The sequence below is a fragment of the Paraburkholderia sp. 2C genome, assembly GCF_054589215.1.
Window position 1 is genome coordinate 130,826 of the sequence record NZ_BAAILL010000050.1, and the last position, 23,377, is coordinate 154,202.

18 protein-coding genes are annotated in these 23,377 nt (G+C 63.9%); 5 read left to right on the plus strand and 13 right to left on the minus strand.

The features are described from left to right. Positions 1 to 107 precede the first annotated feature (107 nt). Complete coding sequence (locus tag ACYPXD_RS27490) at positions 108 to 968, minus strand: alpha/beta hydrolase (protein ID WP_459718890.1); 861 nt, start codon at positions 966 to 968, stop codon at positions 108 to 110. A 229-nt stretch (positions 969 to 1,197) separates the two neighbouring features. Here ACYPXD_RS27490 and ACYPXD_RS27495 point away from each other — a divergent pair, with 229 nt between their 5' ends. Both ACYPXD_RS27495 and ACYPXD_RS27500 read left to right on the plus strand, forming a co-directional pair. Beyond that, positions 1,198 to 2,202: a LysR family transcriptional regulator gene (locus tag ACYPXD_RS27495; RefSeq protein WP_459718893.1), complete on the plus strand. Its 1,005-nt coding sequence runs from the start codon at positions 1,198 to 1,200 to the stop codon at positions 2,200 to 2,202. Positions 2,203 to 2,416: 214 nt separating this feature from the next. Next, on the plus strand, positions 2,417 to 2,677 hold the full coding sequence (locus ACYPXD_RS27500; RefSeq protein WP_459718896.1) for a hypothetical protein: 261 nt from the start codon (positions 2,417 to 2,419) through the stop codon (positions 2,675 to 2,677). 267 nt (positions 2,678 to 2,944) lie between these two features. Here ACYPXD_RS27500 and ACYPXD_RS27505 read toward each other — a convergent pair whose 3' ends face one another. The 4 genes from ACYPXD_RS27505 to ACYPXD_RS27520 all read right to left on the minus strand — a co-directional run bounded on the left by ACYPXD_RS27505 (position 2,945) and on the right by ACYPXD_RS27520 (position 11,230). Then, positions 2,945 to 3,985, minus strand: coding sequence for a purine-nucleoside phosphorylase (locus ACYPXD_RS27505; RefSeq protein ID WP_459718899.1), 1,041 nt, complete (start codon positions 3,983 to 3,985; stop codon positions 2,945 to 2,947). 205 nt (positions 3,986 to 4,190) lie between these two features. After that, the gene (locus ACYPXD_RS27510) at positions 4,191 to 5,105 is read right to left on the minus strand and encodes a cation diffusion facilitator family transporter (protein ID WP_459718902.1); all 915 of its coding nucleotides are present in this window, start codon (positions 5,103 to 5,105) and stop codon (positions 4,191 to 4,193) included. A gap of 115 nt (positions 5,106 to 5,220) precedes the next feature. Further along, complete coding sequence (selD, locus tag ACYPXD_RS27515; protein WP_459718905.1) at positions 5,221 to 6,285, minus strand: selenide, water dikinase SelD; 1,065 nt, start codon at positions 6,283 to 6,285, stop codon at positions 5,221 to 5,223. 73 nt (positions 6,286 to 6,358) lie between these two features. Beyond that, a complete protein-coding gene (locus ACYPXD_RS27520; RefSeq protein WP_459718910.1) occupies positions 6,359 to 11,230 on the minus strand; it encodes an NAD-glutamate dehydrogenase in 4,872 nt (1,623 codons plus the stop codon). Between the two features lie 427 nt (positions 11,231 to 11,657). Here ACYPXD_RS27520 and ACYPXD_RS27525 point away from each other — a divergent pair, with 427 nt between their 5' ends. Further along, a complete protein-coding gene (locus ACYPXD_RS27525; RefSeq protein WP_459718913.1) occupies positions 11,658 to 13,091 on the plus strand; it encodes an acetate kinase in 1,434 nt (477 codons plus the stop codon). Positions 13,092 to 13,113: 22 nt separating this feature from the next. On the opposite strand, the gene ACYPXD_RS27530 is transcribed toward ACYPXD_RS27525, so the two are convergent. From ACYPXD_RS27530 to ACYPXD_RS27565, 8 genes are all read right to left on the minus strand, one after another. Next, positions 13,114 to 14,814, minus strand: a complete 1,701-nt coding sequence (locus tag ACYPXD_RS27530; RefSeq protein WP_459718915.1) for a hypothetical protein — start codon at positions 14,812 to 14,814, stop codon at positions 13,114 to 13,116. A 7-nt stretch (positions 14,815 to 14,821) separates the two neighbouring features. Continuing rightward, a complete protein-coding gene (locus tag ACYPXD_RS27535) occupies positions 14,822 to 15,490 on the minus strand; it encodes a C39 family peptidase (protein WP_459719642.1) in 669 nt (222 codons plus the stop codon). Between the two features lie 90 nt (positions 15,491 to 15,580). Further along, on the minus strand, positions 15,581 to 15,937 hold the full coding sequence (locus tag ACYPXD_RS27540; RefSeq protein ID WP_459718918.1) for a hypothetical protein: 357 nt from the start codon (positions 15,935 to 15,937) through the stop codon (positions 15,581 to 15,583). Positions 15,938 to 16,130: 193 nt separating this feature from the next. Next, complete coding sequence (locus ACYPXD_RS27545; protein ID WP_459718921.1) at positions 16,131 to 17,360, minus strand: hypothetical protein; 1,230 nt, start codon at positions 17,358 to 17,360, stop codon at positions 16,131 to 16,133. A gap of 30 nt (positions 17,361 to 17,390) precedes the next feature. Beyond that, positions 17,391 to 18,620: a hypothetical protein gene (locus ACYPXD_RS27550; RefSeq protein WP_459718924.1), complete on the minus strand. Its 1,230-nt coding sequence runs from the start codon at positions 18,618 to 18,620 to the stop codon at positions 17,391 to 17,393. Positions 18,621 to 18,767: 147 nt separating this feature from the next. Continuing rightward, on the minus strand, positions 18,768 to 19,199 hold the full coding sequence (locus ACYPXD_RS27555; RefSeq protein ID WP_459718927.1) for a hypothetical protein: 432 nt from the start codon (positions 19,197 to 19,199) through the stop codon (positions 18,768 to 18,770). A 65-nt stretch (positions 19,200 to 19,264) separates the two neighbouring features. Continuing rightward, positions 19,265 to 20,011, minus strand: coding sequence for an alpha/beta fold hydrolase (locus tag ACYPXD_RS27560; RefSeq protein ID WP_459718934.1), 747 nt, complete (start codon positions 20,009 to 20,011; stop codon positions 19,265 to 19,267). Next, positions 20,008 to 21,045 carry a M14 family zinc carboxypeptidase gene (locus tag ACYPXD_RS27565; protein ID WP_459718937.1) on the minus strand — a complete coding sequence of 346 codons (1,038 nt, stop codon included), beginning with the start codon at positions 21,043 to 21,045 and terminating at the stop codon, positions 20,008 to 20,010. The genes ACYPXD_RS27560 and ACYPXD_RS27565 overlap by 4 nt, the downstream gene beginning before the upstream one ends. 299 nt (positions 21,046 to 21,344) lie before the next feature. Between ACYPXD_RS27565 and phnC the strand changes: the two genes are divergently transcribed. Together phnC and phnD are read left to right on the plus strand one after the other, a co-directional pair. Beyond that, complete coding sequence (gene phnC, locus ACYPXD_RS27570) at positions 21,345 to 22,202, plus strand: phosphonate ABC transporter ATP-binding protein (protein ID WP_459718940.1); 858 nt, start codon at positions 21,345 to 21,347, stop codon at positions 22,200 to 22,202. Between the two features lie 72 nt (positions 22,203 to 22,274). Continuing rightward, positions 22,275 to 23,252, plus strand: coding sequence for a phosphonate ABC transporter substrate-binding protein (phnD, locus tag ACYPXD_RS27575; protein ID WP_459718943.1), 978 nt, complete (start codon positions 22,275 to 22,277; stop codon positions 23,250 to 23,252). The last annotated feature ends 125 nt before the right edge of the window (positions 23,253 to 23,377 follow it).

A 23,377-nucleotide genomic window follows, 5' to 3' on the forward strand; every position in this document is an offset into this window, starting at 1 on the left:
TTAAATGGCTTGAAGTTGGTTTGTTTGTTTATCGGAGGGGCGCGCAAAAACGCGCGCGCGACCGGCACACTGCGGCGGTGCGCCGGCTTACTTCACACACATGCCGTTCACACGCTGCCGCGCTTATCGCGTGCGGCAAAACGACAGCGGAAAAAGCTCACCGCTTCCTGCAGCGCGGCCGGATGATCGGCGAGCGCCGCATGCGACAGATTCGGAAAGCGGATCACCTGCGTGAGCACGCCCGCGGCAATCAGATTGCCCGCGTACTTTTCCGCTTCGACATGCAATACGTCGTTGCCCGCGGTTGCGATCAGCGTGTCGGGCAGATTCGCGAGCCGCACCGCTTCGAGCGGCGCCGCATACGGATGCATGCGTTGCGCCGCCTTCGGCAGATACGCGCGATAACACGCCGCGCATTCGCTTGCGGTGATGTCCGAGCCCAGCCGCGCTTCATCGCCAAGACGCGTCAGGCTCGGGTCCAGCATCGGCCCGAACAGCGCCTGCGCTTCGATACGCACATCGCCGCGGTCGCGCGCCATGAACGCGAGACAGTTGGCGAGCTGGCCGCCGGCGTCGTACCCCGCGACGCCGATCCGTTTCGTGTCTGCACCAAAAGCGCGCGCGCGCGTCTTGACCCACAACACGGCGCGGTGCGCGTCTTCCGGTGCGGCCGGAAACGGGAACTGCGGCGCCAGCGAGTAACCGACCGACACGACGAGCGCCGGCAATTTCTCGGCGAAATAGCGCGACGCAAGATCCGCATCGTCGATCGATCCGCGCACGAAGCCGCCGCCGTGGAAATACAGCAGGATCGGCAAGCTGGCCTTGCCCGTTTGCCGGTAAAGCCGCAGCGTGATGTCCTGCGCGTACCCCTCGATGCTCACGTCGCTGACATCGAGCGACGCGTGACCGCCTGCCGGGCCGCTACCCGGAGGAACCAGCGAGTGACGCGAGTTAAATGCATCCATATCGAACGGCGACAATGCGCGAAATTAAGCGAACGGGGCGAATTGTGCGTTCTGCAAACTTCCAAATAAATGCCTATAATCCGGCAACACAATTCGGTGCGCCTGAACAATAGGTCTTGTTGTTCAACGTGAGGCCTGCGAGAGCAGGCACCTGCCAGCAGCATTCGCCTCGCGGCTTTATCCGCTCCCGCCGCGCGCACCGCTTGCACTCAATCTTCCGGAGGTTGCAATGGACCGGCTCCAGGCCATGCAAGTGTTCACCCGGGTCGTCGATACGAACAGCTTCACGCGCGCAGCGGAAACGCTGGACCTGCCGCGCGCGTCGGTGACGACCATCATCCAGAACCTCGAAGCGTTTCTCGGCACGCGTCTGCTGCATCGGACCACGCGCCGCCTGTCGCTCACACCCGACGGCGCCGCGTACTACGAACGGTGCGTGCGCATCCTGGCCGATGTCGAGGAAACCGAAGCGAGTTTCCAGAGCGGCAACAAGAAGCCGCATGGCAAGCTGCGCATCGATATGCCCGGCTCGCTCGGCAGGCTGCTCGTCATACCGAAGCTCTGTGAATTCCACATGCTTTATCCGGATATCGACTTGCAGCTCGGCTTGACTGACCGGCCGGTCGACCTTTTGCAGGAAGGCGTCGATTGCGTCGTGCGCGTCGGCGCGCTGCAGGATTCCTCACTGGTCGCGCGGCGCATCGGTCTGTTCGAAGGCGTATCGTGCGCGGCGCCGTCGTATCTCGAGCGCGCCGGCACGCCGCGCACGCTCGAAGACCTCGAGCAGCACAACGCCGTCAATTATTTTTCGAGCCGCACGGGCCGCACGTTCGATTGGGAGTTTCTGGTCGGCGGCAAGGAAGTCCCTGTGAAGATGAAGGGCATTGTGTCGGTCAACGATGCGGACGCCTACGTGACGTGCGGGCTTGAGGGCTTCGGGCTCATCCAGCCGCCGCTTTTCATGGTGCTGCCGCATCTGCGCTCGGGTCAGCTCGTCGAAGTGCTGCCCGATTTCAAGCCGCTGCCGATGCCGATCTCGGTCGTCTATCCGCACAGCAAGCATCTGTCGTCGAAGGTGCGCGTATTCGTCGACTGGGTGGCCGAGCTGTTCGATAGTTGCCCGCTGCTGAGCGGCCGCGGCAGCCTCGACAAGCCGTGTACCGCACGAACGATCGAACAGCGCGAAGAGGCGCCGGTGCTCGATACGCCTGTCGTATCCGAATGGGTTGCATAAGCTTCGTGCCAAACCTGGGCAATACCCCCGCAATGATTGTGTGATTCTCTTCTGATAAAAAGCGCGGCACTTGCCGCGCTCTTTTTTTGATTGTTCCGCATTCGCGACAATTCATTTCGCAAAAGGCGGATTTATCGCCCGCGCTTCACCGCCTACATTTCACCCTGACGCAGCGCTATACGTCAGCGCCGCAAACGAATGACAGGAGTGAATCATGAAGCGCAGTCTTTTTGCAGTTCTCGCTCTTACGGTATTGGCCAGCACGTCCGCATTCGCACAAGGCGGCGGCGGAATCGGCCGCGCCGGTACGTATCAGCAGCAATGGTGGTCGGACGGCAGCACGGTGACGCGTGCTCAAGTGAAGGCCGGCATCGCCGCATCACATGGCTATACCGTGAAGAACGCCGATGCCGGCAATACGGCTCGCGTCGCTGATCAAAACGGCGCCGCTGTGAATCGCGCGAGCGATCAGTAAATCAGTTAATCCCTTGCGCCGTGTAGGGTGAAGCGAGCTTCGATGTCGCGAAGCCATACGGCGGCCAGGCGAATTGGTTAATCAGTGAAGGGTTGAATAGGAGCCGAACATGAGCCCGTCCGAACTCGATGATTGGTCGACCGACGTTCCCGTGTGGACGCCGTATCGTTCCCGATAAGGCAACACTGAATTGCAGCCGGAGCACGCGTCGTTATGAGCTAACCACGGGCTTACCGGCGCAACGATTCAAGAGGGCGTGCCGATGCGTTACTGCGCCGGCACGCCCTCGCGCCATTCGCTCCACTGCGTGACGATCGATTGCACGAGCGGACTGCCCGCGCGATAAAGGTTCGCGAGCGCGATATCGCCGCCGCCCTGCCCATTCGTATTCAGCAGATTATCGAGGCTCGAAACGCCCTTCGGCGGCCGGTCGAAGTCCGCACCGGTGCGCAGCACCGCGACGCGCTGCAAATCGACACGATCCGCGCTCGCCGCCCGCTTGAGCGCTTCATAGGTCGCGTTATCTTCCTGCTGCGTCGTGCAGTAATTGCCCTTGCCGTCCGTGAGGATTCTCGTCCACTCGCGCGCGCGTTCGCCCATTGCATTGCCGGACCACCAGGTATCGCCCGATAGCGTGTCGCATTGCACGACGGTAGGCGGCTGGTTGGCGGGCGCATAGTCGTATTTCGCGCGCGTCGCCTGTGCCTGCGAGGCGTCCGCTAGCTGAACGTCGCGCGACAAGGCAAGCGCCGCATCGGTCAACTGATGGTTCAGTTCGAATACTTCGGTTCGGTATTCGAGCGGCGGCTTGTCGTTCTGGTTCTTCGCGAAGATGCCGAGATAACCGGTGGTCCAGTTCGGGGGCGCTTCGCGGCTATCGACTTCCCATTGAATATCGAAGTCGACGAGATAATTCGCCCAGGTCGCCGTGCCGAGCGTACCGCGCGCCGGGTCGATACCGGCCACGCCTGCGATCAGAAAGTACGTATGCCGCAAGTCGAAGCGCGGCGAAAACGTCAGCGCCATCATCGATGCGGCAGCGTTCGCGTGGCCCATGCCCGTCGTCATCACGCAGACGCCCGCCTCGTTGCAGCGTACGACCGGATAATCGGGCGACAGGCCCGGCACGCGGATTTCCTGCCACGGGCCTAGCTTGTCGAGCCAGACCTTCCCTTCCGGGCCGAACATCGACACGATCATCACTTTCGGCGCGCGTACCTCGGCCGCATGTGCCGCAGCGCCTTTATGCGTCGCCGCGTGCGCCTGTGTTTGCGTGCCTGCCAAAGCCGGCGCTGAAGAAACGCACATCGCTGCGGTGGCGAATGCGAATACGGCAAATGCGCCTGAAGCGCGGCGGCGTTGAATATTAATCAAGCGGTGGCGGGTTTTCATCGAGCGTTGTTCCTTTTATTCTTTGCGACCGGATGTTTTAAGCGCAGACAAGTATAGTGGCGCGTTTCAACCCACGCTCATTAAACTTGCCACGCCTGCCGCTCGCATGCGAAGCGTCGCGTCAGTCGCCCGAGGTACGCGGCACATCGGGCTCGAAGAACACCCAGCGCACCTGCGGAAACTTCTCCTGCAATTCCGCTTCGATGATATTGATCGCATCGACCATCGCGCGCCCGCTGTCGTAGTCGATCATTTCCGCCTGCACGGCCACCACCACATGCCGCCCCCATTGCAGCGTGATCAGATTGATGATGCTGCGAATCTCGGTGCGCGCGCGCAGATGCGCGTCGATCGCGCGACGAACCTCGGGGCTCGCCGATTCGCCGATGATCATCGACTTCACTTCGCGCGCCACGAGCCACGCGATCACCATCAGCAGCAGGCCGACGCCGATCGAACCGAGTGCGTCGAAGATCGGGTTGCCAGTCAGCATCGTCAACAGCACAGCGACGAAGGCGATCGCGAGGCCCGCCAGCGCCGCGATGTCTTCGCCCGCGACCACGAGCAGTTCCGATTCGCGCGTTTCGCGAAACCAGCGCCACAGCGATTTATCCGGATTGTTCTTGCGGATCTCGCGCAGCGCGCCCGTCAGCGACAACGCCTCGAGCACGACCGACACGCCGAGCACCGTCAACGCGACATACGCATACGAAAGCGGCTCGTGCACGAGCACACGATGCACGCCCTCGTAAACCGAAAACGCGCCGCCGACAAAAAACAGCAGCAGCGCGACGATCAGTGAATAAAAGTAGATCGCGCGGCCGGCGCCGAGCGGATGCAGCGGACTGGCGGGCCGGCGCGCCTGGCGCAGGCCGAATAACAGCAGCACCTGGTTGCCGCAGTCGGCACTCGAGTGAATCGCTTCGGCGAACATCGCGCCCGAGCCCGTGAAGGCCGCGGCCGCGAATTTGCAAACGGCGATGCCGATATTGGCGGCAAGCGCGTAAAAGATGGCTTTCGGCGATTCTTCCGTCATCGTCGGTATGTGAATGTTATTGGACGCGAGTGTTAGAAGGCATCACGCGACATCAAATGGCCTAAAACGGCATCGAGCGGCCTCAAGCAGCCTCAAGCAGCCTCAAGCGACAACTTCAAACGACTTCGATACGCGCCGCGCCTTCCGTCATTTCGCCGATGATCGCGGCTCGCGCGAAGCCGTCGTCGCGGAAAATCGCGAGCACTTCATCGACGGTATCGGGCGAGCAGGCGACGAGCAGCCCGCCCGACGTTTGCGGGTCGGTCAGGAGCGTGCGCGCCGTGTCCGGCAAGCCGTCCGCCAACTGTACCTGCTCGCCATACGAGGCCCAGTTGCGACCCGATGCGCCGGTGAACACACCGGCCGCGGCAAACGTATCGACACCGTCGAGCCACGGCAGGTCCGCGTAGCGCACGCGTGCACCAAGCCCCGCGCCACGTGCCATTTCGAGCGCATGGCCGAGCAGGCCGAAGCCCGTCACATCGGTCAGCGCATGCACGCCCGGCAGCGAGGCAAGCGCGGTGCCCGGGCGGTTCAGTTTCGTGGTCGACTCGATCATCTGCGCGTAGCCCGCCTCGCTGAGCTGATTCTTCTTCAACGCCGCGGACAGCACGCCGACGCCGAGCGGCTTGCCGAGCACGAGCACGTCGCCGGCCCGTGCGGCCGCATTGCGCTTGACGCGCTGCGGGTGCACGACGCCGAGCGCGGCGAGGCCATAAATCGGCTCGACCGAATCGATCGAATGGCCGCCCGCGACCGGAATGCCCGCTTGCGCGCAGACGTCTTCGCCGCCGCGCAACACGGCGGCGATCACGTCGTGCGGCAGCACGTTGATCGGCATGCCGACGAGCGCAAGCGCGAGAATCGGCTTGCCGCCCATCGCGTATACGTCGGACAGCGCGTTCGTCGCGGCGATGCGGCCGAAGTCGTACGGATCGTCGACGATCGGCATAAAGAAATCGGTGGTCGCAATAATCGCCTGTTCGTCGTTGAGGCGATAGACGGCGGCGTCGTCGGCGGTTTCGGTGCCGACCAGCAGATCGGGAAACGTCGGCAGCGGCATGCTGCGCCTGAGCAGGTTCGACAGGACGGCCGGCGCGATCTTGCAGCCGCAGCCGCCGCCATGCGACAGGCTCGTCAGACGGGGCACATTCAGGTTCGGCGTAGCGGTTTCGGTCATGGCAAACGGAATACGATGGTGAAGATAGCCGATATTATCGGCTGTCTGGCTAAAACCGCGTTGGCAACCGCGATCAGGCGACGCCTGACGATGCGCAATGCCGCTCGAGCGCCGCCATTTCGCGCACCACGACCAGCAGCATCGACAGACTCGCGCCGCCTGCCGCGCGCAGATCGTTGAGCAGCTGCGCATAGCGCGCGAGCGCGGTTTCGCGCCGCGCGCGCCACGCTTCGACAAGCGTGCCTGGCTCGGCCATCCCGGATGCATCCGGCGCCTGCGCCAATGCGCTCGTCGCGAGCTGCCGCTTCAGGCGCGCCAGTTCGGCGAGCGCCGCGGCACGCGCCATCACGTCCCAATGCGTCGGTGTGGGCAGCGCGGCGGCGCGCTCGCTGATCCAGTGATAATTCAGCTGCGTGCCGAGCGCGAAATAAACGCCCGCGACCTGCTCGAGACTGCGGCCGCTCGTCGCCGCGACTTCGGCGATATCGAGCAGCGCCGCGGGAATTTCGCCGCTCGCCACGCGCACGGCGAGATCGCTGTCCACGCCCGCATCGACCAGCACGCGCTGCCGCTCGGAGAGCGCCTCGATATCGGCCGCGGGCAGCAGTGCCGGCAGCTGCGGCGCGAGCCGCTGCGCCGCGTCGCGGCAGCGCGCGATCAGCGCCATCGCGCCGCCGTCGTGCAGTTCGCCCGTTTGCAGATGACGCAGGAACCACAGCGCCGCGCTTTCGAGCAGCCGTGTGATTTCGACGAACATGCGCGCCTGCACGTCGTCGGGCACGCGATTGTCGAGCGCATCGATCCTGCGCCACACGTCGTCGAGATCGAAGACGCTGCGCGCCATCAGACACGCCCGCACGATGTCGCCCGGTTGCGCGTCGGTTTCCTCCATCATCCGGTGCACAAATGCGCAGCCGACGCGGTTCACGAGGCCGTTGGTCAGAAACGTCGCGAGAATTTCGCGGCGCAGCGGGTGGCGATGCATCGGCTCGTCGAAGCGCTCGCGCAACGGCTGCGGGAAGTACCCGGCGAGCATGCCGGCCACGAGCGCATCTTCGGGCACGTCCGATTCGAGCAGCGCGTCGTACAGCCACATCTTGCTGTACGCGAGCAGCACCGCGCGTTCCGGCGACGTCAGGCCCTGCTTTGCCGCATTCCTTTCGTTGATCTGCTCGTCGGTCGGCAGGAACTCGATCACGCGGTTCAAGCGGCCGATGCGTTCGAGATAGCGCATCAGGCGCGTCTCCACATCGAGCATGTCCGCTGCGTAGCGGCCGGCAATCGATAGCGCCTGCGTCTGGTAGTAATTGTCCTGCAGCACCAGCAGCCCGACTTCCTCGGTCATTTCCGCGAGCAACGCATTGCGCTGCTTGTCGGTCATCTCGCCGTCCGCGACCACCAGACCGAGCAGAATCTTGATGTTCACTTCGTGATCCGAACAGTCCACGCCCGCGGAATTATCGATCGCATCGGTATTCACGCGCCCGCCGCGTTGCGCGAACTCGATGCGGCCGTATTGCGTCAAGCCGAGATTGCCGCCTTCGGCGACCACCTTGCAGCGCAGCTCGCTGCCGTTCACGCGCACCGCGTCGTTGGTGCGGTCGCCAACCTGCGCATGCGTTTCGTGGCTCGCTTTCACATAGGTGCCGATGCCGCCGTTGTACAGCAGATCCACCGGCGCCTGCAGAATCGCGCGGATCAGTTCGTTCGGCGTTAGCGCGCTCGCGCTAATGCCGAGCACGATCTGCACCGCAGCCGATATCGGCACCGTTTTCGCCGTGCGCGGGAAAATGCCGCCGCCCGCCGAGATCAGCGAAGGATCGTAGTCGGCCCAGCTCGAACGCTCGAGGCCGAACAGGCGCTGCCGTTCGGCCAGGCTCGTCGCCGTATCGGGGTTCGGATCGAGAAATACATGACGATGATCGAACGCCGCAACCAGCTTGATATGCGGCGATAACAGCATGCCGTTGCCGAATACGTCGCCCGACATATCGCCGATGCCGACCACGGTGAAGTCGGTCGCCTGCGTATCGACGCCCATTTCGCGGAAGTGCCGCTTGACCGACTCCCACGCGCCGCGCGCGGTAATCGCCATTTTCTTGTGGTCGTAGCCGACCGAACCGCCCGACGCGAATGCATCGTCGAGCCAGAAGCCATATTGCTGCGAGATCGCGTTCGCGTAGTCGGAGAAGGTTGCCGTGCCCTTGTCCGCCGCGACGACCAGATACGGATCGTCCGGATCGTGCCGGACGACGTCGGACGGCGGCACGATATCCGTGCCCGCACGGTTGTCCGTCAGATCGAGCAGTCCGCGCAAAAACGTCTGGTAGCACGCGACGCCTTCGCGCAGCCATGCTTCGCGATCGGTCAGCGGCGGCGGATTCTTCACGACGAAACCGCCTTTCGAGCCGACCGGCACGATCACCACGTTCTTCACCATCTGCGCTTTCATCAGCCCGAGCACTTCGGTGCGGAAATCCTCGCGGCGATCGGACCAGCGCAAGCCGCCGCGTGCGACGCGGCCGCCGCGCAAATGCACGCCCTCCACACGCGGCGAATAGACCCAGATTTCGAACATCGGCTTCGGTTCGGGCAGGCCCGGCACTTTCGCCGGATCGAACTTGAACGACAGATACGGCATCGGCTTGCCGTGCGCGTCGCGACGGAAATAGTTGGTGCGCACCGACGCATTGATCACGCCGAGGAACTGGCGCAGGATGCGGTCTTCGTCGAGATTGGGCACCTGATCGAGCGCGCCCTCTATCACTTTCAGCAGCCGTTCGACGCGCGCTTCGCGGCCCGTGCCCGGCGACGGATCGAAGCGCGCGATAAACAGTTCGACGAGCACCCGCGCGATCGCCGGATTGCCCGTTACCGCGCGCACGATATACGCATCGCTGAAAGTCGAACCGACCTGCCGCAAATACTTCGCATACGCACGCAGGATCGTCACCTCGCGCGCGGCCAGATGCGCGCTCAGCACGAGTCTGTTCAAGCTGTCGTTTTCGATGCTGCCGCACCAGACCTGTTCGAATGCATCTTCGAACAGGTCTTTCACGCGCTCGATATCGAATTCGGTTTCGTCGGCCAGTTCGAGGCCGAAGTCGTGAATCCATGCGGGCTGCGCGTGCGGCGCTTCGATCAGATACGGGCGTTCTTCATCGACGCGCACGCCGAGGTGCTCGAGCATCGGCAGGCTGCGCGACAGCGCAATCGGTTCGCCCACGCGGTACACCTTGAAGCGGAAGGCACGCGGCGCCGATTCGATCGGCCGGTACAGGTTCATCGCGAGATGACCGGTTGCCTGCACGCGTTCGATCAGCTCGATATCGCGCACCGCTGTGCGCGCCGCGTAGTCGTCGCGATAGCCGGCCGGAAACGAATCCGCGTAGTGTTGCAACAGACGGTTACCCTGCTCTTCGCCGAACGCATCGAGCAGCGCGTCGGCCAGATCGTCCTGCCAGCGGCGCGATACCTGCACGAGCCGCGTTTCGAGCTCGCGCGTATCGACATCATGCATCGCGCCGGGCTCCGCGCGCACGACGAAGTGAATCCGCGCCAACGTCGACTCCGATAGCAATGGCGTGAATTCGACCGCTTTGCCGTTGAACACCTCGAGCAGCAGTTTTGCGATGCGCCGGCGCAAGTCGGTGGTGTACTTTTCGCGCGGCACGAATACGAGGCACGACACGAAGCGGTCGAAGCGATCGCGCCGCACAAAAATGCGCGTGCGCTGATGTTCCTGCAAGCGCAGGACGCCCATCGCGATGTCGTACAGATCCTTTTCGTCGGCCTGGAACAGTTCGTCGCGCGGATAGGTTTCGAGCACCGTCACCAGCGATTTGCCGAGGTGCCCCTTCGGTAAAAAGCCGGCGCGCCGCACAATATTGGCGATTTTGCGGCGGACGATCGGAATCTCGCCGGCCGAGCCGATATACGCGGTCGACGTATAGAGGCCGATGAAGCGCCGCTCGCCCGTAATCTTTCCGTCCGGGCCGACAAGCTTCACGCCGACGTAGTCGAGATAACCGGGGCGGTGCACGGTCGCGCGCGAATTGGCCTTCGTCAGGAAGATCGGCAATGCGCCGCTGATGATGTCCGCGGCTGCGGGCGGCAGCGGCGTGACATCGGGCGCCGGTTCGTCGCGCAACGCATCGCGCAGGATGCCGAGGCCCGTGCCCGGCACTGCGCGCAGACCGAAGCCGCCGCCGTGCGAGACGAGTTCGTAATCGCGCTGGCCGAGAAAGGTGAAGTGATCGGCGACCATCCATTCGAGAAACGCGCGCGCTTCGACGCCGTCCACGCTCGTTTCGCGCGTGGCCAGATCCTTGATCGTGGCGCGTGCGATGTCGACGATCTTCTGCCAGTCCTCGACCGCCGCGCGCACGTCGCCGAGCACGCGCGCGATCGACGCGCGCAACTCTTCGAGTTTCGCCGCGTCGCCGCAACGATCCACTTCGAAATGGATAAACGACGCGAGTTGCGATTGTCCATCATCCGGCACCGAGCCACCGACGGCAACGCGCTCGATATTGCCGTCCTTGCCGCGCCAGATACGGAACACCGGGTGCACGACCGAATGCAGCGAAAGGCCCATGCCGTTCACGGCCATCGATACGGAATCGACGAGAAACGGCATGTCGTCGTTGACGATTTCGAGCACCGTGTGGTCCGAATGCCAGCCATGCTGCTCGAGAATCGGGTTGTACACGCGCAGCCGTTCGCTGCCGGGCACAAAACGCTGTGCCGTTTGCCAGTGCGCCATCGCGGCGCCATACAGGTCGGGAATATTGCGGCTTTGCAGTTCGTCGGCGTCGACGAAATCGTAGTAGTGCCGCAGGAAAGGTTCGACTATTGCAAAGGCCGGTTCGGGCAACCGGCCCCGCGCGAATTCGACGACATCGTTGAGCAGGTGCGCGATGGCTTCTTCGTTTTTCGCTTGCATGACGTCCTCCACGGCGGGTGGCGATCCACTGCATGGGCGATACATCGGCATTATGCACCCTGCCTGCGACCCCTCTGTGTGCATGCGCACATGGAAATACCGATGTCCCGGTCATCAAATTTCCAGTCAATCTCCGCATTCGAATCGACGGTACTTTATTTAGCGTATTTTCGATGAATTTTAAAATCATGCCGAATAACAATGTTTGTTAATTTTTGAATCGCTCATCAGGGCATTTCCGATTAGCGAATACGGAAACGATGGTCTAGTCTTTTAAAATGCACCGCCCCGGAGAATCAGCACGACGTAATCGTCCCTTTTGGCAAAACGCGGCTCGCATGCCGATGCTTTTGCGCGCGTAGACCAGCGCTTGCCGGTACCGGCAAGCGCCTGCAAACAGCTGCAAGCCTGACATGGAGATACAACCATGAAGCGCGAGCCATTGCGACGTTTTCGCACCATCAGCTATGCGACTTTATTATTTTTCCTCCATACCGAATTACATGCGCAATCGATTGACGATCAGTCCACGCAGGAAAATATTGCAACGCTCCGTCAGGAATTGAACAACCGCATTAAAGAGCTCGATGCATTGAAGCGGAAACTTGCCGAGGAGGAAGCGAATTTTCAGCAATTGAGCCGCACGCTCGATGCAAAGATGCTTGAAACGAAACGCGGCGCAGGTGAACCTGCTGAGAGTGGCGCGACGGCGCCAACACAGGATGCGCAAAACGCGGCGCCGAGTTCAGTTCAACCCGCAGCTCAACCCGCACCTCAACCCGCACCTCAGCCCGCGGGTCAGGCTTCGAACCGTCCGGCAAACCCACCCGCAGACTCGCCCGCAAACCAGGCGGCCGCGCCTTCATCGCCACAGCCGGTCGGCCAGGCGCCGGTGCCCGATACCACACCGCCCGCCGTCGCGCCGATCTTCGATCAGCCCGGCGTGCTCACGCCGCGCAACAAGTTCGTGCTCGAACCGTCGTTCCAGTTCGGCTATTCGTCGTCGGACCGCGTCGCGCTGGTCGGCTACACGATCATTCCCGCGTTGCTGATCGGCCTGATCGATGTGCGCGAAATCAAATCGACTGTGCTGACCGGGGGTCTGGCGGCGCGCTACGGCATCACGAATCGCATGGAAATCGAAGTGCGCGTGCCATACGTCTATTCGACCAACGATACCGTGAGCCGCGAAGTATTCACCGGCTCCGCTCAGGACAATGTATTCAACAGCTCGGGCCACGGTATTGGCGACGTCGAAATGACACTGCGCTATCAGTTGAACGAAGGCGGTCCCGACAAGTTCTACTACGTCGGCTGGCTGCGTTTCAAGACCGCGACGGGCAAGAGCCCGTTCGATGTCGTGACCGATTGCGTGACGCGCTGCATCGGCAATACGACCGGCACCGGCTTGCCGCTCGAGCAGCCGACCGGCAGCGGTTTTTATGCTATTCAGCCCGGTCTGACCTGGTTGTTCCCCAGCGACCCGGTCGTGTTCTTCGGCAACTTCAGCTATTTGCACAGCTTCGGCCGCAGCGATCTGAGCCTGACCATTCTGAACGGCGAAAAGGACTTCGTCGGCAGCGTGCAGCCCGGTGATATCTGGGGCTTCAATATCGGCATGGGTCTCTCGCTCAACGAGAAGTCGTCGTTCAGTATCGGTTACGACCAGAGCATCGTGCTGCCGACCAGGCAGAATGGCCAGACCGTACCGGGTTCGGTGCGCGTCGTGCTCGGCACGTTGCTGGTCGGATACTCGTATCGGCTCTCGCCAAAGACCACGCTGAATTTCTCGCTCGGCGCCGGCCTTACGCGCGATACGCCCGATATCACGCTGACGTTCCGGTTGCCGGTGACCTTTTGAGCACACGGACCCGGGGCGTCGACTATCGCGGCCGCACCGCGTTGGTCAGCGCGCCGCCCAACGTCGACCCGACATTGAAATTCTTGAACATCGACAGCGAATTGACGGTCGTGTTGATCGTCGTCAGCGCCTGGATGTTCTGGTTGTTCAGCGTGTTCTGGATCACCGTGCCCGACAGTGCCGGCAATGCGCCCGGCTGCACGACATTGCCGGGGCCGTTCTGGATCAGCGAGCCTGCATTGACCGAGGCAAGCTGTGCCGCCTGCTGCGCGCTGAGGTTGGCGAGGTCGGGAATGTTGAAGCTCGTCGTCGTCACGAGATTGCCGTTGACGACCACCATCCGCGAAATGCCGAACGACACTTTCAAGCCCGACGACAGATCGAAGCCGCCGCGCATCGTGTCGAGGCGCTCGTCGCTAATCGCGAGCTTGTCGGGCATCGACCAGTTCGGGTCGGTGTTGCCGGCCGAAGCGGTTTGAACCTGAGCCGCAGGTTGCACTTGCGGCTGAGCAGCGGGTGGCGCCAGGCGATGGGCGGCAACCGACGAATCGCCGTGCGATGGAACCGCGATGGGCGCGGCGTATGAAACGGGTTTTGCTTTCGATGCCGTCGCTTGCGGCACTGTTGCTTGCGACAGCCTGGCTGGCGGTGGTTCTGCTGGCGACGTCGCCGCTTGCGTCACCGTCGGCGGCAAAATCAATCGCACCGGCAACGCGGGCATATCCACTGCCGTCGTGTCCGACGAATTCATGTGCATGAGCATGAACGGTTGTACAAGCGCCAAAGGCTGCGGCCCTTTGCGCGCTTCGGCAGAAGGAAGCAATGGCGTGCGCCTGTCGCGATGCGCAGGCACCGCAACTGGCGCAGCGTACGAAACGTGCCGCATGGGCGCCGCAGCGACGGCCGGTTCGATATCGGCTTGCGCAACAAGCACGCCTTGCGATTCGTCAGCTTCAGCCACCACCGTCGGCAATAGTTTCTGCTCGTCGGAAACCGACAGCGCCGTTTCGGCCGCTTGCGAATGCGCGCTCGCATCCACATCCGCATCCGCGCGCGACTGCGCCGCGCGAACCGGAACCGCAACCGGCGCGGCGTAGGAAACCGGCGGCTTGCGAACCGGCAGCGGAACATTGGGCAGCAACCCCGGCTTTGCAGCAGCCGGCAACGCCGCATCGCGCGGCGTGCCTTGCGGCGAAACCTCGTCGGTATCCTCGCGCACGGCGTCGCGCAGATCACGCGCCTCACCCACATCACCCACATCACCGACGCGCGCCGCGTTTTCGAGCGGCACGGGCCGCGCCGGCGCCGCGATATCCGCATCCGCGAGCGACATCGCGTCGCTGCGCGGCTTCCCCCATCCCAGTTCATTCGCCTGCGCGTCGGCGAGGAACGGCGCTGCTGTCGGTGTACTCATGGTCGCAACCGTGTCGGTATGCACTGGAACGGCAATCGGCGCCGCGTACGAAATCGCTACGCTGAACGCACTCGCCGCATCGGTCACGCATTGTGCATCCGATTCCGTGGCGTCGACAATCGGCAAATTTGCGGACGCGCTCACGCTTTGTTCATGAGGCGGCGCGAGCGGCGCGTCGGCTGTGGCTGCGGATTCCGCCGTCGTCGGTGCGACCGCTTCGACCTGTTGCGCGTGCGCCACCGCGAGCGGCGCGACGCTCGTGCAAACGACCGTTGCAATTCGTGCAAGCTTGCAGGACTCCGTCTTCATGATGGCCTCAGAAGTCGCTCGGTCCGTGTTTGGGCACGACGACGAAGTAGAGCCCGTCGCGATTGATGCCGGTATAAAGCGGCGCGCTCGGCGCGACGCGCCAGTCGTCCGGGCTATTGAAAATGCCCATGCCCGGTTTGTTGTGGATCACGAACAAAACCTGGTCTTCCCATTTCTTCTCGAAGCTTTCCCGCGGCATCGGCCGTGTGCCCGTCGCCGGATCGCCGACCAGCACGCGGTCGTTGCGCAAGCCTTTGACGACGACGAAATGGTGATAACCGCTCTCGCTGATCAGCACGATCGCCGCCGTATTCGTTTCCGCGAGTTTTTTCAGAGGCAGTTCGTAACCGTCCGCGACAAAGCCGCGCCGCTCGAGAAAGCGCTTGATATCGAGCAGCGAAAAGCCTTGCTGGCGGATCTTCTGCTGGTCGCCGCTCTCGAACATCTCCTGAAACGCGGTCTGTTCGCTGACCGGATAGTCGTACTGATACGTGAGCAGCGTCGCGACCGCGGCAGACCCGCAACTGAAGTCGTATTGCTGCTTGATGGTCCGCTTGAAACGCGCCTCCTTGAGGCTCGTCACGTGCATCGCGTAGTTCGCGCCAGACGGATCGACAATCGTGATGTCGTCGGCGCGCGCGGCGCTTGCGAACGATAGTGCGCAGACGAGCGCCATCGCAAGCGCGGCCGCCGGCGCACACGCACATGCGCGCGCACGCGGAACGACGGACGATAACGCACGCCGGGCAGAATGGCTCATCGCAGCTCAGTCGCCGAACCGCACGTTCAGCACGGTCGCGTTCTGGATCAGCACATTCGCGCCGGAATTCTGGATCACGGTCGGCAGGCCGCTCGCACTCGCAAAGGAACCCTGACTGATCGAATTCGATCCGGTCTCGACACGGTTCGCCGTGTTGCTCGCGACGCGTCCCGTCAGATCGTTCTGGCCGATCAGCGCGTCGCCGCCGCGATGCGCGTCCAGTTCATCGGCTGTCATCGCGACACCGAATGCGTCGTCGTGCGGAACCGGCGGCTCGGTCCCATCGGCCGCGCATGCGAGGCCATGCACGGCGAACATCATCATCGGCACCGCGAGCTGCGAAAAGCGCTTGCGCATTTGCATGAGCGTCTCCTTCGTCCCGACACAGCGCGCGAGCGCCGCATCGGCACACGGGATGTCTGGGGTCAGCGCCGGACCAGGCAACCGGCTGCGGGTTGCCCGTCCGATCATGGAGCCTGGCCGCGGAACGTGCGGGGGGCGGCGCGTTCCGCGGCGCGTCTCCGGCATCGACGTTCGAGGCGTCTACCGCCGCGGATCAATGTCCGACAGTCAGATTCGCCTGAACGGTGATGGCCTGTTGCGCAAGCGAAGCAGCCGCACTCGTCTGGTTCATCACCGCAATGCCCGCTGCCGACTGCGCCGCTGCCGTCATCGTATTGCTCATGTTGAACGTGCCGGCATTGACGGAATTGCTGCCGCCCGCGCCTGCGGCACCACCGGCCCCGCCGCTGCCTGCCGCACCGGTTCCGGTTGCGCCCGCCGCGCCTGCCACGCCCGCTGCGCCGGCTGCTCCCGCGCCGCCGGTCGCGCTGCCGTTGCTCGCCGTCGACGTCGAACTGCCGTTCGTCGCGCTGCCGCCGGTGCCGGTGCCGCCCGCACCGCCCGCACCGGCAGTGGCCGTCGCCGCACCGCCGTCGCCGCCGGTGCCGCTGCCCGCGCCGCCAGTCGCGGTGGTGGCGCCGGTCGTGCCCGCGCCGCCGGTTGCCGTCGCCGCGCCGCCCGTTGCGCTGCCGGCACCACCCGCGCCGCCCGCACCGCCCGCGCCACCCGCCGACGTCGCCGTCGCGCTGCCCGACATCGAGCGCGCCCGGCCGCCCGCGCCGCCATCGCCGCCGCCGCCGCCGTCGCCGCCATTACCGCCCGCCCCGCCGCCGCGCGCGCCCGCGAAGCCGCCCGCCGCGCCGCTCAAGCCGACCGCGAAACCGCCGTGGCCGCTGCCGTCGCCGCCCTGCGTGCCGCCCGCGCTGGCCCGTCCGCCGCGCGCGCCGTCGCCGCCGTAACCGGTGCCGGCCACTGCGCCGTCGTTGGTCACGGAGCCCGCCGTCGCGCTGCCGTTACGCGCATTGCCGCCATCGCCGCCGCTGCCGCTGTTGCCCGCATCGCCGCCGTTGCCGCCGATACCGATGCCGCCGAAGCCGGTACCGCCACGGCCGCCGCCTCCGCCCGCGGCGCTGCCCGTGTTGAGCGCGACGTTGCCGATGCCGTGCACGCCAAGGCCGGTCACCGATCCGTTGAGCTTGCCGAGCGCGACGGCCTTGCTGCTGTTGAACGAGTCCTGGTAGACCCTGGCGCCCGATGCGATTTCATTCGCGTTCGCGCCGGACTGACTGGTCTGGTTCGATGCCGCTGAAGCCGTCGACGTGTTCGAACCGCCGGCCGCGGTCTGATTGCAGGACTCCTTGCCGTCGCTGCACGGATTCGCGAGCACATACCCGCTTGCGGTGAGCGCAAGGACAGCCGCGCTCGCCATCAGAGTCTTTCTCATGAGAGCCTCCTGTGACTGTGACGGGTCGCGTTAGTGGCCAACGGTCAGGTTGGCCTGAACCGTGACCGCTTGCTGCACGAGCGACGCGAGACCGCTGTTCTGGTTCATCACGACGATGCCGGCCGCCGATTGCGCTGCGCCCGTCATCGTGTTGCTCATGTTGAAGGTGCCTGCGTCAACCGTGTTGGTGCCGCCGGCCCCGCCCGCGCCGCCGGCCGCGCCATTGCCGACGCCACCCGTGCCCGCGCCGCCTGCACCGCCCGCGCCACCGGCCGCACCCGCCGCACCGACGCCGGCCGTCGCGCTGCCGTTGCTCGCCGTCGACGTCGCGCTGCCGTTGCTCGCCGCGCCGCCCGTGCCCGTGCCGCCCGCACCGCCTGCGCCGGCATTCGCCGTCGCCGCGCCGCCGTTGCCGCCCGTGCCGGTGCCTGCGCCGCCGGTGCCCGAAGTCGCGCCGGTCGTTGCCGCGCCGCCGGTGCCGCTGCCCGCACCACCCGTTGCGCTGCCTGCGCCACCTGCCGCGCCCGCGCCGCCCGCGCCGCCGGGCGACGTCGAACTCACGGCGCCGACGCCGCCACGCGCGTTGCCGCCGGCGCCGCCATTACCGCCTGCACCGGCATTGCCGCCGTTGCCGCCCGCACCGCCGCCACGGCCGCCCGCGAAGCCGCCGAGCGCGAGACTGCCGGCCGCACCCAACGCGCCTCTGCCTGTGCCGTTGCCGCCCTGCGTGCCGCCCGCATGCGCGGAGCCGCCGCGTGCGCCGTCGCCCGCCTTGCCGTCGCCGGCCACCGCGCCCGCGTTGTAGGCGTCGCCTGCTGTCGCGCTGCCGTTCCTCGCGTTACCGCCGTCGCCGCCGCTGCCGCCGGCTCCGCCCGCGCCGCCGTTGCCGCCGACGCCGATGCCGCCGAAGCCCGTGCCGCCCTTGCCGCCTCGTCCGCCCGCGGCACTGCCGTAGTTGGTCGCGACGTTACCGATATTGCTCACGCCGACATGGCTCACGGTGCCGTCGAGCCGGCTCAGCGCGACGACTTTCGTGTTGTTGTACGAGTCCTGCCAGAGCTTGGCGCCGGACGCGATTTCATTCGCGTTGCTGCCGGAGGTCGAGGTTTGCGTCGACGCTGCCGAACTCGTCAGCGTGTTGCTGCCGCCGGCGGCCGTCTGATCGCACGATGAGTCGTTGCTGCTGCATGGGTTGGCCAATGCATAACCGCTGAAGCCGAGCGCAAGAGCCGCGGCGGTCGCCAGTAAAGTTGTTCGCATGGAATCCTCCACAAGGGATGGGGGGCGGCTTGGCGGCAATGCGCCAATCCGCGGCTCCTCCTGCATAGGCGGTGCCATGCGTGCAAGCATTTGCCTGAAACAGGCGAGGTATTTCTCCACGGATACGCTTTTTGATTTATCCAGGGTTTACGCGTGCGCTTTTTGTTTCCTCCTTGAAACGGTCATATCGACATTACACCGCGGCAGCATTTTTATGCATATTTGTAATATGTTTTGCCTCAGGTGTTTACGATGATTTTCTATGGCTTGTTCGAGAATATAAAAACGTTTCTGTTTTGTTGAAAATATCTCCGCCTTGTCCGGCAAGCGCACTGTCATTGCGCGTACCTCATTGGTTTGAATTCCTGTCTCTGAGGCTCTGCGCGCCCCACGGCACGATCGCGCCGGTTGTGTCCCAGCTATCCGGCATGATTTCCAAAACGTATCGTTTCCGATTTTCAAGAAATGATGCGATCGCATTGCACGATTATTTCCCACCGCCGCATCAGTCTTGAATATTGATATTACAAACCAAGTTACTTTTGCAAAGTTCCTCACCACACAAATGATAACATCCATTTTAAAAATCGATAATTAACCTCTTCTAAATTCGAATTAAAACGTTATGTTTCATTTGCATGGATTCAGCACAGCACATCGCGGATCTGCGCGACGATCCATGCCGGGTCGTCGTGCGGAATGTCGTGACCCGCCGATGCATGCTGACGATGCGGCGCGCGCCATGCCGCCGCGACGCTCATGGAACACACAGGGCTCACGAGGCCATCCGCAGCCGAAGAAAGAACGAGTGTGCGGCACGCGGGCGGCTGCGCCGCCGCGCGGAACGTCGCCGCCGCCGTGAGCTGTCGCAATGCGTTGAGGCGCGTCACCGGCGCGCTGCTTCGAATCGCGGCCCAGGCGTCGATATCGTCGGCGAGCGTGAGCCGGTTGTTGCAGGTCAGCGCGTGAATCGCGCCCTCCGCGGCACGCGCGTCGCGCCACTGCGCGGCGACCCGCATCAGCACCGGCCACGCCCGCGGGCGCAGCCGCTCGTGCGGCCGGTTGAACGGACGCATGCTTGTGTTGATCAGCACGAGCGATTCGATTTCATGCGGATGCCGCTGCGCCCAGTCGGTCGCGACCATTCCGCCGAGCGACATGGCGAGCACGCGATACGGTCCCGGCACGCCGCTTTCGAACGCAACGTGCCGCACGAAGCGGACCATATCGGTGACGCTGCAAGACGAACGCAGCTGCGCGAACTCGCCGTTGCCGGGCAGATCGATCGACAGCACGCGCGCGCCGTCGAACGAACCGGCAAGGTGTGGGGGCAAGGCGCCCCAGTGCCGCGTTTCGCGCGTGAGCCCACGCAGCAGAATCCATGCGCTCATACGCGCTGCGGCCTGTACCAGAAGTCGTACGCGTGCTGCAGCAGTTGCTGGCGCACCGCGCCCTGCGGCAGCCAGCGCTGCGACGAATACGCGGCGCGCGTCAGGAAGTCGAGCAGATTCGCGTGACGCCGCAGCACACGCTCGGTGCGATGCGCCTTCACCGGGTTGAACATGCCCTGCCGCGAAAAAATTTGCCGCGGGTTCTTCTTGATCCATAGCCACGAGCCGAGCTCGAGCGTCATCGGCAAAAAGATGCTCGACGGCGGGCGGCGGTCATAGGCGCAGTCCCACAGGTCGCCGTGCAGCAGATATTGATGGCTTTGCGGTTCGAACATATAGCCGTGGTGAGGATGCGCGCGCTCGAACATCGTCTTCAATGCGTACATCTCCGCAAGATGCGGCATCGCGCGGCGCGTGCGCGCATACGGAAACCAGATACTGTCGCGCCAGCCATATCCGGAATGGCAATCGAGCGCGAAGCTGAACGGCCGCGCCGCGAGGTCGTGCTCCACCACTTGCAGCAGGGCGGCCGCTTCGGGCTCCATCGGCGCGCCGCGCCGGCCACGATACCAGGGCAGCCAGGCGCCGAGGCGCTGCCCGCCGGCCAGCCACGGCACAGGTTCGTCGGCATCCTGCGGGCCGTTGCGCATCAGGTCGACGCCATTCGGATTCGCACGCGTGGCGGCCCACATGCCGCCGGGGTTCACAATTGGTACGAAGATCAGCCGCACCGATTGCAACTGGCGCACGAGCAGTTCGTCCCATTCGAGCCGGCCGACCAGCGACCGCATGTAATCGAGCACGAGTTGCGAGCCGATCCGCTCGAGCCCATGGATGCCGCCGAAAAATCCGATCGCGGGCGCAAGCGGATCCGTCGAGCCGATGCTCGCCGTAAAGACGCGGAATGTTCTGCCCCGCACCCGTGTTTCGCAAGCGCTGCGAATCTCGAAGATCGCGCTGCTTGCTTCGAGTATGGCCATCAGTTCTTCATACTCCGCGAACGAATCGGGTAAAAAGCTGAGAACCTGTTGCATGACGGCGCCGGTAGAAGGCTACGTTATTGGGGACGGCTCATGCACCGACCCTTCAAATATAGCCTGTCCGACGCGCAATTAAATGACAGTGGCGCGACGCACGCACGGCGCACCACAACCGTCACATGACTGACACATGCGCCTCCGCGCGCACGTTTTTGCCGCGCGCCCGCCGTGTATTTACGTTCTGATACATATAGTCGTCTAGACGTTGCGACACCTTCACTCAACCGTCATAGTCGCTTCCTAGAATGTGCCCGAACGTTCCGGCAAAAACCGGCGTCTTCGACAGGATATCTATGGAAGCCATCCGCATCGAACGTTTGAGCAAGACGTTCAACAACGGCCGCAAGGCACTCGACGAGATCGATCTGCGGGTCGAGTCCGGCGAAATGGTGGCGCTGATCGGCGCTTCCGGTTCGGGCAAATCGACGTTGCTGCGGCATATTGCCGGCTTCACGGTCTCCGATGCGCAACCATCGCAGATTCAGATTCTCGGCCGGCCGATTCAGCAGAACGGCCGCATCGTGCGCGAAGTGCGGCGCATCCGGCGCGACATCGGCTTCGTGTTCCAGCAGTTCAATCTCGTCAATCGCATGTCGGTTGAAACGAATGTGCTGGTCGGCGCGCTTGCGCGCTTGCCGTTGTGGCGCCGGCTGACAGGCGCCTTTCCGCGCAGCGAACGCGAGCTTTCGCTGGCGGCATTGCGCGAAGTCGGCATCGGCGACCACCTGCACGAACGCGCGGGCAATCTGTCCGGCGGCCAGCAGCAGCGCGCGGCCATCGCGCGCGCACTCGTGCAGCAGGCGCGCATCATCCTCGCCGACGAACCGATCGCTTCGCTCGACCCCGAATCGTCGCGCCGCGTGATGGACATGCTGCGCAAGCTCAACACCGAACGTCAGCTGACCGTGCTGGTTTCGCTGCATCAAGTGGATATTGCGATGCAGTACTGCCCGCGCACGGTCGCGCTGCGACGCGGCAAGATCGTCTACGACGGCCCGTCGGCGAAACTCACCCCGGCGCTGTTGCAACAGCTCTATGGCGACGACGTGCGCGAGCTGCTCGACGAACCGGCCAACGAACCGGCCAACGACGGCGCACCGCATGCGTCGCAGTCGTACCCGTTTGCGCTCGATCCGGCGCATTCCACGTGATGCCGCGAACAGCGGACAACACGACTATTCCACGCTGTCTTAAATCGACCAACCAACCGGGACTCCGAACCCATGAAATTCTTGCGCTCACTGATCGTCGGCGTAGCTGCATTCGCTTGCGTCGCCGCTCATGCCGAAGACCCGAAAGAACTCAATTTCGGCATCATCTCGACGGACGCCTCGAGCACGCTGCGCCAACGCTGGCAGCCGCTTATCGACGACCTGAACAAGCAGACCGGTCTGCACGTCAAGGCGTTCTTCGCGACCGATTACGCGGGCATCATCGAAGGGATGCGCTTCAACAAGGTTCAGATCGGCTACTTCGGTAATGCGTCGGCGATGGAAGCGGTCGACCGCGCGAACGGCGAGGTCTTTGCGAAGACCATCATGGCGGACGGTTCGAGCGGCTACAAGTCGCTGCTGATCACGAACGTGAACAGCCGCTTCAAGACGCTCGACGACGTGTTCAAGAATACGAAGGACGTGAACCTCGGCTGGGGCGATCCGAATTCGACGTCGGGCACGCTGATTCCGGGCTACGACCTGTTTGCGAAGCGCGGCGTGTCGGTAAACAGCGCGTCGTTCAAGACCGTGCTGCCGTCGAGCCACGAAGCGAACCTGCTGGCGGTGGTCAACGACAAGATCGACGTCGCGACGAACAACACGATGGAGCTCGACCGCCTGAAGACGCAGCATCCGGACAAGTTCGCGCAGGTGCGTGTGCTGTGGACGTCGCCGCTGATCCCGAGCGACCCGCTCGTGTGGCGCAAGGATCTGCCGCAAGATACGAAAGACAAGCTGAGCAAGTTCTTCGCCAACTACGCGAAGACCGATCCGCACGAGAAGGAAGTGATGAAGAACCTGACGATCTTCAGCGGCTTCGTTGCGTCGTCGGACGCACAGTTGCTGCCGATCCGTCAGGTCGCGCTGTTCCAGCAGAAGCAGAAGATCGAAGCGGACAGGAACCTGTCCGATACGGACCGCAAGACGCAGACCGCCGCGATCGATGCGAAGCTTGCAGCACTCAATAGCGAGGCGCCGAAGCAATAATGAACACCGCCGACCTGACCTCCGGTCGCGGCGCGCAGCAGAAGGCGGCCGCGGCACACTCCGCCGCGGCCGCCGGCAAGCGCAGCTGGGGCTCGACGCTCAGCTGGATCGCGTTGATCGCGGTG

Bases quoted from the DNA above. Each gene is read 5' to 3' on its own strand.
- ACYPXD_RS27490 (WP_459718890.1), bottom strand. From the start codon at position 968: ATGGATGCATTTAACTCGCGTCACTCGCTGGTTCCTCCGGGTAGCGGC.
- ACYPXD_RS27495 (WP_459718893.1), top strand. From the start codon at position 1,198: ATGGACCGGCTCCAGGCCATGCAAGTGTTCACCCGGGTCGTCGATACG.
- ACYPXD_RS27500 (WP_459718896.1), top strand. From the start codon at position 2,417: ATGAAGCGCAGTCTTTTTGCAGTTCTCGCTCTTACGGTATTGGCCAGC.
- ACYPXD_RS27505 (WP_459718899.1), bottom strand. From the start codon at position 3,985: ATGTGCGTTTCTTCAGCGCCGGCTTTGGCAGGCACGCAAACACAGGCG.
- ACYPXD_RS27510 (WP_459718902.1), bottom strand. From the start codon at position 5,105: ATGACGGAAGAATCGCCGAAAGCCATCTTTTACGCGCTTGCCGCCAAT.
- selD (WP_459718905.1), bottom strand. From the start codon at position 6,285: ATGACCGAAACCGCTACGCCGAACCTGAATGTGCCCCGTCTGACGAGC.
- ACYPXD_RS27520 (WP_459718910.1), bottom strand. From the start codon at position 11,230: ATGCAAGCGAAAAACGAAGAAGCCATCGCGCACCTGCTCAACGATGTC.
- ACYPXD_RS27525 (WP_459718913.1), top strand. From the start codon at position 11,658: ATGAAGCGCGAGCCATTGCGACGTTTTCGCACCATCAGCTATGCGACT.
- ACYPXD_RS27530 (WP_459718915.1), bottom strand. From the start codon at position 14,814: ATGAAGACGGAGTCCTGCAAGCTTGCACGAATTGCAACGGTCGTTTGC.
- ACYPXD_RS27535 (WP_459719642.1), bottom strand. From the start codon at position 15,490: ATGGCGCTCGTCTGCGCACTATCGTTCGCAAGCGCCGCGCGCGCCGAC.
- ACYPXD_RS27540 (WP_459718918.1), bottom strand. From the start codon at position 15,937: ATGCAAATGCGCAAGCGCTTTTCGCAGCTCGCGGTGCCGATGATGATG.
- ACYPXD_RS27545 (WP_459718921.1), bottom strand. From the start codon at position 17,360: ATGAGAAAGACTCTGATGGCGAGCGCGGCTGTCCTTGCGCTCACCGCA.
- ACYPXD_RS27550 (WP_459718924.1), bottom strand. From the start codon at position 18,620: ATGCGAACAACTTTACTGGCGACCGCCGCGGCTCTTGCGCTCGGCTTC.
- ACYPXD_RS27555 (WP_459718927.1), bottom strand. From the start codon at position 19,199: ATGGATGTTATCATTTGTGTGGTGAGGAACTTTGCAAAAGTAACTTGG.
- ACYPXD_RS27560 (WP_459718934.1), bottom strand. From the start codon at position 20,011: ATGAGCGCATGGATTCTGCTGCGTGGGCTCACGCGCGAAACGCGGCAC.
- ACYPXD_RS27565 (WP_459718937.1), bottom strand. From the start codon at position 21,045: ATGCAACAGGTTCTCAGCTTTTTACCCGATTCGTTCGCGGAGTATGAA.
- phnC (WP_459718940.1), top strand. From the start codon at position 21,345: ATGGAAGCCATCCGCATCGAACGTTTGAGCAAGACGTTCAACAACGGC.
- phnD (WP_459718943.1), top strand. From the start codon at position 22,275: ATGAAATTCTTGCGCTCACTGATCGTCGGCGTAGCTGCATTCGCTTGC.